Origin of the sequence: Treponema sp. UBA785, assembly GCF_002297065.1 — a bacterium.
In the GTDB taxonomy this organism is placed as follows: domain Bacteria; phylum Spirochaetota; class Spirochaetia; order Treponematales; family Treponemataceae; genus Treponema_D.
Map to the genome: position 1 here is coordinate 1 of NZ_DBJD01000039.1, position 12,706 is coordinate 12,706.

Genomic DNA, 12,706 nt, shown 5'->3' on the forward strand with positions numbered 1-12,706 from the left:
GAGAATTGCGGAGCAATTGTCGGCTGGTTCCGGTTTTCGGAACCAGCGCTTGCACTAGCGATGTGCAGGGCGCGCAGCGTGGGGCTGCCTTAAAAATAAAAGGCTAATTTAAAACCAAATTTGTATATTTGTGAGCTTCTTGCAGCCCCATGGAGCGGAAGCGGAACCCGGAACGTAGCGACCGGCTCTGACGGTAGTGCCCAAATAAAAAATTATGGTAAAAAATATGATTGATGTTCAAAACTCTCCTGACACCAGGGAAGTGCCGCTGCAGAAAGTTGGCGTAAAAAATGTAAAATATCCTGTCCAGGTGTTGGATAAAAACAACAAAGTTCAGAATACAACTGCCTGTGTGAATCTTTTTGTTAATTTGCCGCATGATTTTAAGGGCACCCACATGAGCCGCTTTATAGAAGTTTTCCATAAATATCATTCTGACATTTCGATGAAGAGTTTTTTGGAAATGCTCGAAGAAATTCGTGAAAAGCTTGATGCGCAGCGTGCTTTTGGAAGAATAAGTTTTCCGTATTTTATTGAAAAAAATGCCCCTGTAACCAGTGCAAGCGGTTTTATGCAGTACAATTGCACTTACGAAGGCGAAAGCGAGATGCAGGAAAATGGTGTGGATTCTAAGTTTTTTGTTGGAATTGAAGTCCCTGTGGCAACTTTGTGTCCTTGCAGCAAGGCTATAAGCGAATTTGGCGCTCATAATCAGCGAGGCTGCGTAAAAGTAAAAGTTTTGTATTCGGATTTTTTTTGGATTGAAGACATTATCGAAATGATTGAAAATTGCGCTTCGACACCGCTTTATTCTGTTTTGAAGCGTCAGGATGAAAAATTTGTGACCGAACATGCTTACGAAAATCCGCGTTTTGTAGAAGATATGGTTCGGGAAGTTTATCTTGGACTTAAAAAAATGGGATTTGCCTGGTTTAAGGTTGAATGCACGAATTACGAAAGCATTCATTTTCATGACGCTTATGCTTGCGCAGAATTTGGAAGCTGCTGATTAAAAACGAAAAGTCAAAAATTGCATTTTGCGAGGAAATACGTGGTTTTGAGTGTTTTTTTTTGTGCGCTCTGCCACGTATTTTTTTTAGTATTCTCAAGTTGATGAAAATTTACTAAAATAATTAGAATTATGACTTATTTTTTTGAAACCTATGGGTGTGAAATGAATATTGCGGAATCTGCCGCAATTGAACAGCTTTTTATTAGCCGCGGCTGGTCGAAGGCGGAGGAGCCGGAACTTGCGGATATGGTTGTTATAAATACTTGTTCTGTGCGCGGTTCTGCCGAAAATCGTATTTTTGGCCGGCTCGGCTATTATTCCGGTGTAAAAAAAATTCGTCACAAAGAGCCTGGCGCTAAAACCCGCCTTGAAGAAATGCAGAAAGCCGTTGATTTTGTTGAAAAAAATGGTGTTGTTCCGTTTTATGTTGTCTTGATGGGCTGCATGGCTGAACGTCTTTTGGACAGCGTTAAAAAAGATTTTCCGGTTATTGATTTTGTTGTAGGAACTTTTGGAAAAAGCAAATTTGGCGACATAATTTCTGCCGCGGAAGAACATAAAAAAGGTTTTAAAATCGAAGAAGATTCCGAATACACTTTCCCAAAAATCAGTTACGAAGAGCAGGCTTTTAGCACTTTTGTTCCGATTATGCACGGATGCAACAATTTTTGTACTTACTGCATTGTTCCGTATGTGCGCGGACGCGAAGTAAGCCGGCCTGTTGAACAGATTCTCGCGGAAATCGATTTTCTTTCTAAACGCAATGTAAAAGAAATTACGCTTTTGGGACAGAATGTAAACGCTTATCGTTGTAAAGACAAGTCTGTAGAAGGAGGAGAGTTGAATTTTCCTAAGCTTCTCAAAAAAATCAGCGCGCATCTTGACGAAACATCTTCTTCAATTCGCTGGATTCGCTTTGAATCGTCAAATCCAAATGATTTTAGCGACGAATTGATTGAAATGATTGCGAACGACAGCCATGTCTGCCACGGTTTTCATATTGCCGCTCAGCACGGAAACAACGAGATTTTGCGGAGAATGAACCGAAAAAATACCCGTGAAGAATTTTTAACTCTTGTAAAAAAACTTCGCAGTGCCATGCCGGACGTTGAGCTTATTACGGATTTAATGGTTGGATTTCCTGGCGAAACGGAAGAACAGTTTGAAGATATTCTTTCGTTTATGAACGAGATAAAATTTGAAAGCGCGTTTATGTACTATTATAATCCAAGAGAAGGAACTCCAGCTGCAAGTTTTGAAAATCAGATTGACGTTGCCATAAAAAAAGAACGCTTAAAAAAAGTGATAGATCTTCAGTTAAAGCATACGGCGGAAGTCATGAACAGCCGTGTTGGAAAAACCGTAAATGTTCTTGCCGATATTGTGAGCCGCGACGACGAAAATGAACTTTTGGGCAAAACTGAGCAAAACGAGAGAGTCGCCTTCAAAGCCGACAAAAAACTGATAGGCTCGTTTGTGACAGTAAAATTGACAGCCTTGAACGGGAATACGTTTAAGGGAGTTATGATAAATTAGGGAATTAAAAGTTTGTGTTGCAAACTTTTTTACATGGAGGAAAAATATGCCTTTAAAATTGATTGGAACAATAATTCTTCTTGTAATTGTAACTATTTTTTGTGGTTTTAATCTTGAAGATGTGAATAAATGCGACGTAAACCTTGTTTTTTATAATTTTCACAATGTGCCTGTTTTTTTAACGGTTCTTGCATCGTTTTTGGCAGGAATTGTCGTAATGTTGCCTTTTGCCCTGTTCAAAAAGAAAATGTCGAAAAAACAAATTTCTCAGGCAGCAGAAAAAATAAACGAAAAAGAAACAAAAAAAGCGGAAAAACAAAAATCGCTTGCTGAAAAAGCCGAAAAAAAAGCGCAGCATGAAGAAGAAAAGACTATTTTTGATTTTAAGATCCGCCGTCCAGTCGAAAAAAAATCTGCAAAGCCAAAAGAAGCTTCAAAAGACGGCAGCAACGTGAATTCTGTTCCAAAGCCTGCTGTGGATATTGATAACGCCAAGACAGAAAAATAATTTTCCGGCGACTTGAAAAACTGTTTGTGAGGAAAGTTATGAAGCGTTTTTTTACAGTATTTTTTATTTTTAATCTCGTTTTTTTTGTTTTTGCCCAGAATTCAAATACTGCAAGAAAAATTGCTGAAGAGGCGGCCCGCAAAGATACTCTTGAGCAGTCGGTTATCTATCTTAAAAAAAATGTTCCGGCATTGCAAAATCTTGCAGAAAAACGTTCGGGCTATGCTTTTTTGGCCGGTGTTTTGGAGCAGAGCGGAAATTTTCAGGAAGCAATGAATTTTTATGTTCAGGCGGCGGCAATTGCGGCAGGCGATGCTGTAGGAATGCAGAAAAAATCGAGTGAGCAGCTAGTTCTTGATGCGGTGCGTTGCGCCTTGAGCGCAGGAGATTGGATAACTGCTCAAAATTATCTTAATTCTGCCGTCCGGAATTCTTCTGATTCTGAAATAATCGCTTTTATAAAACTTTATGAACAGTGGAGCATTTTGTGCCAGTCAAAAACTTCTGCTGAGCTTACAGAACCTGTTGCAATTCTAAAAACTTATTCGTCCCTGCCTTCTATGAAATCCGTTCAACCCCAGGTTTTGCTGACTTTGTGGCACATAACCGGAGAAGAAACATATTCTGCTCAATTAAAAAAAACTTTTCCTAAGAGCCTTGAATCGGCAATTGTAAAAGGTGAAATTCAGATTTTGCCGGCTCCGTTTTGGTATTTTGTTCCAAGAAAAACAGATTCTGTTCCAGAAATTGCAAGTGTTCAAGATTCTGAATCTGAAATTCAGTCAAAAAATGAAAATTCAGAAAAAAACGAAGATAATTCAAAAAATGAAAAAATTATTCGTCAGCAGCTTGGACTTTTTAAGGACAAGGCAAATGCGGAAAGTTTGGTTTCAAAATTGAAAGAAAAAGGCTTTTTGCCTCATGTTACCGAAGAAATACGTCCGAGCGGAACAAAATATTATCTTGTCGTAGTTGATGAAAATAAGGCAGGCTCTGTCGGAAACGAATTGCGCAATGCCGGTTTTGAATGTTATCCGATTTTTGAATAAAGTTTCGGCGAAAGATGAATGGTTTGAAAAAAAATATTTTAAAAAAAAGTCGCTGCGTAATTTTCGGGGCCGCAAAAATTCAAAATTATGGGCAGATAAAAAAAATTTTGCTTCCTGATGATTTTTTTGTTTTTTGTGACGGCGGACTTGTTCATTCAAAAGAACTGAAAATTGAACCTGATTTAATTGTTGGAGATTTTGATTCTTTTGAAAAACCTGAGACAAATTCGGAAACAATTGTTCTTCCTTGTGAAAAAGATGACACGGATTCATTTTTTGCCGTAAAAGAAGCGTTTGGACGGGGCTTTAGAAATTTTATGCTCGTTGGAATGACTGGCGGCCGTTTTGACCATTCTATGGTCAACGTTTCTGCGCTTATCTGGCTTTTTAAACGGAAGTGCAGCGCTTTTGTTCTTGATGATTTTTCAAAAATGCAGATTGTTGGAAAAAATCCTGTTTTTGTGAATAAAAATTGCAAATATTTTTCGATAATTCCTGTTTGCGGAAAAGTAAAAGGACTAAATATTTTGGGCGCAAAATATCCGTTAAAAAATGGAAAAGTAAGTCCAGAATACATTTACACGACGAGCAATGAAGTTTTGCTAGATCAAACCGCAAAAGTAAGCGTAAAAAAAGGAATTGTCCTGCTCATTGAAATATTTTCAGAATAATTTGCTGAGTATATTTTATAATTTTAGAATTATTTTTTATATTTTTTATTAAGTTTGAATCATTTTTTGAAAAGTGATAGACTGAACAGGATTATAATATCATATTTTTACATGGAGACATGGGGATAAAAAATGGAAAAAAAAGTAAATTTCAAAAAATTTTTGCCAAACTATTTTTCGTTTTTTGTAAATGGTTCAGTCGTTTTGATTGTCGGCGCAATCTTGCCTTATGTAATCGATGAAGCAAAAATCAGTTTTGCAGTTGCAGGTTCGCTGCTTTCGTTCTTTGCAATCGGAAATTTTCTTGCAAGCTTTGTAAATCCTTTTTTGACTAAACTTGCAGGAAGAAAAATTTCGATATTCATAACATCTCTTTTTATGCCGTTGTCGCTTTTTGGACTTTCTTTTTTGCCGCATGTTTCTGTAATGCTTTTGCTTTTTATTCTTCTTGGGATAAGCCGCGGCTGTTACAGCGTTATAAATAATGCTTACATCAATGAAAATTCTGACGGAACTCCGGTTGCGCTCAATATTTTGCATATGGTTTTTGCAATCGGTGCATTTTTGGCTCCAATGGTAATGTCGCTGTTCTTTAAGTTTGATTTTACCTGGCGTGCAATTGTTTACACCCTTGCCATTGCTTCATTCTGTTCTGCGGTTTATATGCTGACCTTGGATTTGACTCCAAAAAACGTTTCTGCTGAAAAAACAGAAAGAGAAAGCCTTGCAAAAAAATCTCCATTCTGGAAGCAGCCTCTTTTTTATCTTTCGGGATTTCTTCTATTTTTCTATCTGGGACTTGAAAACTGCGTAAACGGTTGGTTTGTAACATATTTTAAAAATACAGGAATTATGTCGCCGGCATTTGCAAATTCTTTGGTTTCTTTTACCTGGCTTGCGGTTTTGTTTGGACGGCTTTTGACGGCCTATGTTTCGAGAAAAATAAAAAAACAGAATATAATTCTTTTTGACTGCATTATAACTGCCATTTTCTTTATTCTTTTGATATCGACAAAAAATTTGGGAATTATTACTTTTGCGATTATCGGACTTGGCCTGTTTTTTGCTGGAATTTATCCGACTACAGTTTCCAATGCTTCTGATGCAATTGTAGGTTCTGACCTTGGAACTTCTATGCTTTTGGCAATCGCTGCTCTTGGAGGAATTGTAACTCCTCAGATAGTTGGAATCGTAGCCGACAAAATCGGGCTTGTAGGAGCAATTTGCATTCTTTTGGTAAATGCTTCGGCAATGATTGTTATTTCTGTCGTAAATTTTTTGTTAAAAAGAAAATCTGAACGGCTTGAAAAATAACTTTGTAAGTTGAGCTTAAAAAGCAGATAAAAAAAGCGGTTTATTGTATAAACCGCTTTTTTTTTGTAAAATCAAAGTGAATTTTTTCAGATTCCTGCTTTCGTGGCAGGGGCTGTAAGGGACGCAAAGCGTGTGTTTTTGCGCAGCAAAAATACTGGAGGCGCCGGGACGCCGCAACCCTGAAAGACCCGGTTTTTGCAGAGCAAAAAGCCACCCGAATAAACGGTGGAAGATATATATTTTTTTCTAGGAATGAAAAATGTCAGAAAGAAACATTTCAGAACTCTGCCATTGGGCTGACCAGCAGGCAGAAAGAATTATCAAGCAGAAAGGCGAACTTGACCTTTATACTTGCGCTTCGGGAATTACTCCGAGCGGAACTGTTCATATTGGAAACTTCCGCGAAATTATTACTGTTGACTTGATTGTCCGCGCTCTACGCGATCGTGGCAAGAATGTGCGTTTTATTTATTCTTGGGACGACTATGATGTGTTTAGAAAAGTTCCTGGAAATATGCCTAAACCGGAAGTTCTGGAAAAATATTTGCGCTATCCAATAACTATGGTTCCGGACACTTTCGGACGCGACGAGAACTATGCGCGCCACCACGAAAAGGATATTGAGACTCAGCTTCCTCGTGTTGGAATTTATCCTGAATTTTTATATCAGGCGAGCCGCTACCGCGCTAACCGCTATGCTGAAGGTATGAAAACTGCAATGCAGAATCGCGGTGTAATTAAAGAATGTCTTAATACTTATCGTGACGACGAGCATAAAATGAAGCCGGAAGATGTTTACTGGCCTGTTGCCGCTTTTTGCTGTAATTGTAACAAAGACACGACCGAAATTTTGGATTATGACGGCGAATACGGAATTACTTACAAATGTACAAGTTGCGGTCATGTAGAAAAAGGCGATCTCCGCACTTCAAAAGAGTTTAAGCTTGGCTGGCGCGTTGACTGGCCGATGAGATGGAATGAAGAAAAAGTTGTGTTTGAGCCGGGCGGAAAAGACCACATTTCTCCGGGCGGTTCTTATGATACTGCAAAACTTGTTTCTAAGCGCCTTTACAACTGGGACGCTCCCGTCACAATGAAATACGATTTTGTAAAGCTTAAGGGTGTTCCTGGAAAAATGTCTTCTTCAAAAGGAAAGGTAATTTCTTTGGTAGACGCTCTCGAAGTCTACCAGCCGGAAGTTTTGCGCTACATTTTTGCGCAGAACAAGGTAGACCACGAATTTTCAATCAGTTTCGACCTTGACGTTGTTACTGTTTACGAGGCTTATGACCGTACAGAAAGAATCGCCTGGGAAAAAGAGCTTCCAAAGGAAAAAGACGAGAAAAAACGCGAGTCAATAATCAACCACGAAAAGCGCATTTATGAACTGAGCCAGGTTGAACCGGGATTCCCGAAAGTTGAGCCTTATCAGATTGGTTTTCGCCTTTTGACAACCCTTTTGCAGACTTATTCAGGCGACATCGATGCTGTAATCAAGAGCCTTGGAAATGTAAAACCTGAACAGGAAGAAGTTTTGCGTCGCCGCTGTGTTTGCGCATGGTACTGGATTAACGAAAGCGCGCCTGACTGCGCTCCGGACTTCTGCTTTAAAATCCGCGATGACGGAACAACAGCAAAACTTCCGCATGCATTGGCAGATGCTGTTAAAAAAGTTCACGATGAAGTTCTTCCAAAAATTTCTTCGTTCCAGACAGACAGAGATTGTCAAGAAGCAATTTACGCAGTTGCAACTTCTCTTGGAATTGACGCAAAAAAGCTCTTTACCGCTCTTTACGAAGTTATTATTGGAAAAGACCAGGGACCGCGCCTTGGAAGTTTTATGCGCATAATCGAAGCTGGCAAGCTCGATCGTCTTTTAGCAAGCGTTGAAGGCGTTGACGAATCAAAATTGCAGAAAAAGACAACCGAAAAAAAACTTACTCCAGAGCAGATTGATAAACTTCCTCCTGCAGAAAGATTCAGCAGACGTGTAATCTTAAAAGTAAGCAAGATTGAAAAAGTTGAGCAGCATCCGGGTGGTGCTTTCCTTTATATTTTAACTCTTAACACAGGCGATGCAGAACCTCGGCAGATTGTAAGTTCTATTGTTCCGTTCTATAAGGCGGAAGAGCTTTTAGGAAAGAACATTGTTTTGGTTTACAACTTAAAGCCTGCAAATTTCCGAGGAGTTCGTAGCAATGGGATGCTTCTTGCTGCCTCTGATCCGGCCGTTACTGACAAAGAAACTTGCGAAGTAATTTTTGCACCGCAGTTTGAGGTTGGAACAATTCTTGAGCCAGAAGGATTTAGCGCGCCAGAAGAAGAACTTTGCTTTGTAAAAGCCGACAAGTTTGCAGAAATGGGGCTGCATACAAAGTCAGGTTTTGTAGAAATTGATGGAAAGAAAATTGGAGCAAACGGAAAATTTTTGACCGTAGAACTCTACAAAGACGGAAAAGTAAAATAAAATTTTTGGGGCATTAAAAATATGGCGGTTAAATTTGTTGTCATAAGGCACAAGGGAATTAACCGCCGTTTTTTGTGTAATGACTTTTTATTTTAACGATAAACTTCGAATTTTATAGTTTAATGTCATTATTGGATTTTGCTACTTGTCATTATCGGGCTTGAGCCGATAATCTATTGAAATTTTTCAACAAATTTCTGACCGAGTTTACTGCGTAAACATCGCAGTATTGTAGCACGGGAAATGGCATATATGACTTTTCTTTTTTTTATTCGACATTCCAGTTAATTATTATTCTTCCAGATTTGCTGACAGCCTGTTTAAGAGAGAAACCAGTTGATTTTTTTCTTGTTCGGAAAATTTTTTCCAGCAGTTTTGCATAAGTTTGTTCGATAAATCGTTTGTTTTTTCGTTATATTGGCTTCCTTTTGGAGTCAGTTGGATTTGTTTTTTGCGGCTGTCGTCCGGGTCTTTTTTTTGTTCAACTAAGCCAGCTTGTTCAAGTTTTTTTACAAGGGCTGTTGTTGTGGATTTATCGCGGTTTATTTTCTGAGAAAGTTCACTGAGCGAAAGGCTTTTTGTGCGGCTAAGACAAAAAAGAATGTTTCCGTGGCTTGTCGCGAGTTTTGTAAGGCCAAGAGCCGAAAGTTTTTTTTGCAAAAAATTTTGGCTTTGAGAGTGAATGTGCGAAATTAGGCTTAAAATTGAATTCTGATCGTAAAACATTGAAGTAATTATAACCTTTTACGAAAAAAACAAGTAGCAAATTTAGAAAACAACAGATTGTTATTGTTTTTTTTGTTTGTTGTAAATGCGCTAGAATTTTATTAAAATGTGAAAATATTATTTTGCGAGGTTTTGAAATGTTTTCAGATATTGAAATTGCTCAAAAAAACGAAATGGCTCCGATTGCAGATATTGCGAAAAAAATTGGGATTGAAGAAGATTGTCTTGATTTTTACGGAAAATACAAAGCAAAAATTACTATGGCTGAACTTCGCAAATTTCAAAAAAAAGTTCTTGATCCTAAGAATCGCGGAAAGTTGATTTTGACAACGGCTGTAACTCCGACTCCTGCTGGCGAGGGAAAATCTACAGTTTCGATTGGTTTGGGCGACGGTTTGAATAAAATTGGCAAAAAAACTGTTATTGCTTTGAGAGAACCTTCTTTGGGACCGTGTTTTGGCATTAAAGGCGGTGCGTGTGGCGGCGGTTATGCACAGATTGTTCCGATGGAAGAAATCAATCTGCATTTTACGGGTGACATTCATGCGATTTCGATTGCGAACAACCTGATTGCGGCTTTAATCGATAATCATATTCAGCAGGGAAATGCTCTTCACCTTGATCCGCGCACAATTATTTGGAAGCGTTGTGTTGACCTTAATGACCGGGAGCTGCGAAATATTACAATTGGTTTGGGCGGAAGAACAGACGGTGTTCCGCGAGAAGATCATTTTATAATTTCGGTTGCATCGGAACTTATGGCTATTGTGTGTCTTTCGGTTTCGATTTCCGATTTAAAAAAGAGAATTGATAATATTACAATCTGCCAAACTTATGACAAAAGGGCAGTAAGATTTGGTGAATTAAAGTGTACTGGAGCGATTGCTGCTCTCTTAAAAGATGCAATTCGTCCTAATCTTGTGCAAACATTGGAAAAAAATCCGGTATTTGTTCATGGAGGACCGTTTGCAAATATTGCGCAAGGAACAAATTCTATCAATGCAACATACAGTGCTCTTGCTTGTGGCGACTATGTTGTTACAGAAGCTGGATTTGCCGCTGACCTTGGCGCAGAAAAATTTATGGACATTAAATGCCGTACTGCTGGATTAAGTCCTGACGTAGTTGTAATTGTTGCTACTGTCCGCGCCCTTAAGATGCACGGCGGAGTCGCAAAGGCCGATCTTTCTATGCCGGACACAGACTCTTTGAGAAAAGGGTTTGAAAATCTTGCCGTCCACATTGAAAATATTTCTAAATTCGGAGTTCCTTCCGTTGTTGCAATAAATAAATTTGTTACTGATACTGAAGAAGAAATTGAGCTTTTGAAAAAACTTTGTGCGGAAAAAGGCTCAAAGGCTGTTTTGTGCGAAGGCTGGGGCAAAGGTGGAGAAGGCATGACCGAGCTTGCTCATACAGTTGTCGAGATTGCCGAATCTGGAGAAGCTAATTTTCATTACCTTTACGAATCTCATCTTTCGCTTGCAGACAAGGTTCGAACTATTGCTAAAGAAATTTACCGTGCAAAGTCTGTTGAATTTCCGCCTAGCGTTCTTAAAAAATTGCGTGAATACGAAGAGCGTGGTTTTAAGGAACTGCCTGTTTGTATTGCAAAAACGCAAAATTCTATCAGTCATGATCCAAAATTGATTGGCGCTCCAAAAGATTATGTTTTCCCTGTGCGCGATTGTCAGCTATACAGCGGCGCTGGCTTTGTTGTTGTGCTCGCTGGCGATATTATGACAATGCCAGGCCTTCCTAAGTTGCCTGCTGCCTTGAATATCGATGTAGACGATGACGGAAAAATCTCTGGATTATTCTAGAATTAAAACTGTACTGATAAAAACAAAATCTGCTGGAGAAAAAATGTTCGGATTTTTTTTGAAAAAAAATTTTTGTGATGTTTGGGATAATCTTTTTTATCTTATTTTGACAAATGTTTTGCCTGTTGCAATTGGCGTCGGCTCTTATTTTGCAATTTCTGCTTCTGTTGCAATAAATCCTTATCTTCCTAACGTAATTTTTGTTATATGTGCTGGAGTTTTGATGAGCGTTTTGTTCGCATGGGGAGCAAATGCGCGTAAAATTGCGGATTTTAATTCGCCGAGATGGAGCTTATTTCTTGCTTCCTTAAAAAAATGTTTTTTGACTGGCTTTATCTTTGGCGCGTTGCTTGCGGTTTTGGTTTTGGTTGTAAGAATTGCCTTTATTTTTTACCTTGGAATGTATTTTAAAAACGGAAGTTTGATGAGCATTTTGCTTGCTGCGGTTCTTGCCTGGTTTTTTATTATTGTTGTTATGGCTTTGCAGTGGTTTGTTCCATTGTATTTTTTGCAGGAAGACAATACTTTTGGAAAGAATTTAAAAAAATCGTTTATTGTATATTTTGACAATGCGGGTTTTTCATTTTTAATGCTTTTGCATAATCTTGTGCTTTGTGTTCTGACGATTCTTACATTTGGCCTGATTCCTGGGTTGAATGGAATTACGCTCAGTTGTATGAATGCCTGCCGTCTGCGTCTTTACAAATACGATTGGTTTGAGGAACATCCGGAGTGTCTGGAAGATAAAGAAAAACGCACTTCTGTTCCGTGGGATGAATTGATTGCAGATGATAAAGAGTCTCTCGGTCAAAGAAAATTGAGTTCGTTTTTGTGTCCGTGGAAATAAGTTAAAAAAATCACAACAAAAAGCCCGTGGCGAATGCCACGGGCTTTTTGTTGCTTCTAAAAATTATGTTTATTTAGAAATAAGCAATGTTTTTGAATCAAGCTTAAGACCAGATTCTACGTCTTTTTTGTCGCCGAGTTTAAGAATATCTACAGCGACGTTTGAACCTGTCTGAGAGAGATTTATAACAACATCGAAATATTTTTCCAAGTTTGCAGGAACTACATCTGCAAGTTTAGCGCCTTCTGATGTTGCAGAAGTCCATACAGTTACTTTTTCTGACTGTGCATAGCCTGCAACTGCTTTAACATCGTCTTCTGAAACTTTTGTAAAGTCGATTCCGTCCATTACAACGCCTTTTACAGCAATTCCTGCTGCAGAAAGAGCTTTGAGTGTGTTTACAACTTTTGTAACAGAGAAGTTGTCGAGAGAGAAGTTGAGGATTGTGCGTTTTGAAACTACATCTGTTTTTAGTTCCGCACTGTTTCCTGCTGATTTTTTAGCAATTTCTGCAAAAATTCCATCGTACCATGAAATTACGTTTGAAGAATGAAGATCAAAAGTTACGTGAACAAGCTGTTCGTCTTTTAACAAAGTGTCCATTCCAAACTGAACAAGCACTGATGTCTTTCCCAAGCCTTTTTTAGAAGTAACTAGACCGAGGCCACCTTCTTTAAGACCACCTTCTGTTGCAGCATCAAAAAGGCGAACTGGGCTTTTATTGTAAAGATCCTGTTTTACCATGTGTTTCTC

General features: G+C 38.6%; 11 protein-coding genes and 1 pseudogene. 10 read left to right on the top strand and 2 right to left on the bottom strand.

The window, feature by feature from the left end:
• Positions 1-226 precede the first annotated feature (226 nt).
• From folE2 to B2X33_RS03040, 8 genes and pseudogenes are all read left to right on the top strand, one after another.
• A complete protein-coding gene (gene folE2 / locus B2X33_RS03005) occupies positions 227-1,009 on the top strand; it encodes a GTP cyclohydrolase FolE2 (RefSeq protein ID WP_296667548.1) in 783 nt (260 codons plus the stop codon).
• Positions 1,010-1,141: 132 nt separating this feature from the next.
• Positions 1,142-2,548, top strand: coding sequence for a tRNA (N6-isopentenyl adenosine(37)-C2)-methylthiotransferase MiaB (gene miaB / locus B2X33_RS03010; RefSeq protein WP_296667550.1), 1,407 nt, complete (start codon positions 1,142-1,144; stop codon positions 2,546-2,548).
• A gap of 46 nt (positions 2,549-2,594) precedes the next feature.
• Positions 2,595-3,056 carry a hypothetical protein gene (locus B2X33_RS03015; RefSeq protein ID WP_296021597.1) on the top strand — a complete coding sequence of 154 codons (462 nt, stop codon included), beginning with the start codon at positions 2,595-2,597 and terminating at the stop codon, positions 3,054-3,056.
• Between the two features lie 38 nt (positions 3,057-3,094).
• Entirely contained in the window at positions 3,095-4,105 is a 1,011-nt protein-coding gene (locus B2X33_RS03020) for an SPOR domain-containing protein (RefSeq protein ID WP_296021592.1), read from the top strand.
• Positions 4,106-4,128: 23 nt separating this feature from the next.
• On the top strand, positions 4,129-4,776 hold the full coding sequence (locus tag B2X33_RS03025) for a thiamine diphosphokinase (RefSeq protein WP_296667552.1): 648 nt from the start codon (positions 4,129-4,131) through the stop codon (positions 4,774-4,776).
• A gap of 132 nt (positions 4,777-4,908) precedes the next feature.
• Complete coding sequence (locus tag B2X33_RS03030; RefSeq protein ID WP_296667554.1) at positions 4,909-6,090, top strand: MFS transporter; 1,182 nt, start codon at positions 4,909-4,911, stop codon at positions 6,088-6,090.
• A 259-nt stretch (positions 6,091-6,349) separates the two neighbouring features.
• Positions 6,350-7,972: pseudogene (gene lysS, locus B2X33_RS03035) on the top strand (lysine--tRNA ligase); the annotation flags it as partial.
• 27 nt (positions 7,973-7,999) lie between these two features.
• Positions 8,000-8,557 (top strand): hypothetical protein, encoded by a 558-nt coding sequence (locus tag B2X33_RS03040; RefSeq protein ID WP_296021782.1) that lies wholly within the window; start codon positions 8,000-8,002, stop codon positions 8,555-8,557.
• 291 nt (positions 8,558-8,848) lie between these two features.
• Here B2X33_RS03040 and B2X33_RS03045 read toward each other — a convergent pair whose 3' ends face one another.
• On the bottom strand, positions 8,849-9,283 hold the full coding sequence (locus tag B2X33_RS03045) for a MarR family winged helix-turn-helix transcriptional regulator (RefSeq protein ID WP_296667556.1): 435 nt from the start codon (positions 9,281-9,283) through the stop codon (positions 8,849-8,851).
• Positions 9,284-9,420: 137 nt separating this feature from the next.
• Between B2X33_RS03045 and B2X33_RS03050 the strand changes: the two genes are divergently transcribed.
• Both B2X33_RS03050 and B2X33_RS03055 read left to right on the top strand, forming a co-directional pair.
• Positions 9,421-11,106: a formate--tetrahydrofolate ligase gene (locus B2X33_RS03050; RefSeq protein ID WP_296021571.1), complete on the top strand. Its 1,686-nt coding sequence runs from the start codon at positions 9,421-9,423 to the stop codon at positions 11,104-11,106.
• A gap of 43 nt (positions 11,107-11,149) precedes the next feature.
• Positions 11,150-11,953 (top strand): YesL family protein, encoded by an 804-nt coding sequence (locus tag B2X33_RS03055; RefSeq protein WP_296667558.1) that lies wholly within the window; start codon positions 11,150-11,152, stop codon positions 11,951-11,953.
• Between the two features lie 69 nt (positions 11,954-12,022).
• Here the strand turns inward: B2X33_RS03055 and B2X33_RS03060 are convergent, their stop codons facing one another.
• Positions 12,023-12,697: an ATPase domain-containing protein gene (locus B2X33_RS03060; RefSeq protein ID WP_296021559.1), complete on the bottom strand. Its 675-nt coding sequence runs from the start codon at positions 12,695-12,697 to the stop codon at positions 12,023-12,025.
• Positions 12,698-12,706: the final 9 nt, after the last annotated feature.

Bases quoted from the DNA above. Each gene is read 5' to 3' on its own strand.
- folE2 (WP_296667548.1), top strand. From the start codon at position 227: ATGATTGATGTTCAAAACTCTCCTGACACCAGGGAAGTGCCGCTGCAG.
- miaB (WP_296667550.1), top strand. From the start codon at position 1,142: ATGACTTATTTTTTTGAAACCTATGGGTGTGAAATGAATATTGCGGAA.
- B2X33_RS03015 (WP_296021597.1), top strand. From the start codon at position 2,595: ATGCCTTTAAAATTGATTGGAACAATAATTCTTCTTGTAATTGTAACT.
- B2X33_RS03020 (WP_296021592.1), top strand. From the start codon at position 3,095: ATGAAGCGTTTTTTTACAGTATTTTTTATTTTTAATCTCGTTTTTTTT.
- B2X33_RS03030 (WP_296667554.1), top strand. From the start codon at position 4,909: ATGGAAAAAAAAGTAAATTTCAAAAAATTTTTGCCAAACTATTTTTCG.
- B2X33_RS03045 (WP_296667556.1), bottom strand. From the start codon at position 9,283: ATGTTTTACGATCAGAATTCAATTTTAAGCCTAATTTCGCACATTCAC.
- B2X33_RS03050 (WP_296021571.1), top strand. From the start codon at position 9,421: ATGTTTTCAGATATTGAAATTGCTCAAAAAAACGAAATGGCTCCGATT.
- B2X33_RS03055 (WP_296667558.1), top strand. From the start codon at position 11,150: ATGTTCGGATTTTTTTTGAAAAAAAATTTTTGTGATGTTTGGGATAAT.
- B2X33_RS03060 (WP_296021559.1), bottom strand. From the start codon at position 12,697: ATGGTAAAACAGGATCTTTACAATAAAAGCCCAGTTCGCCTTTTTGAT.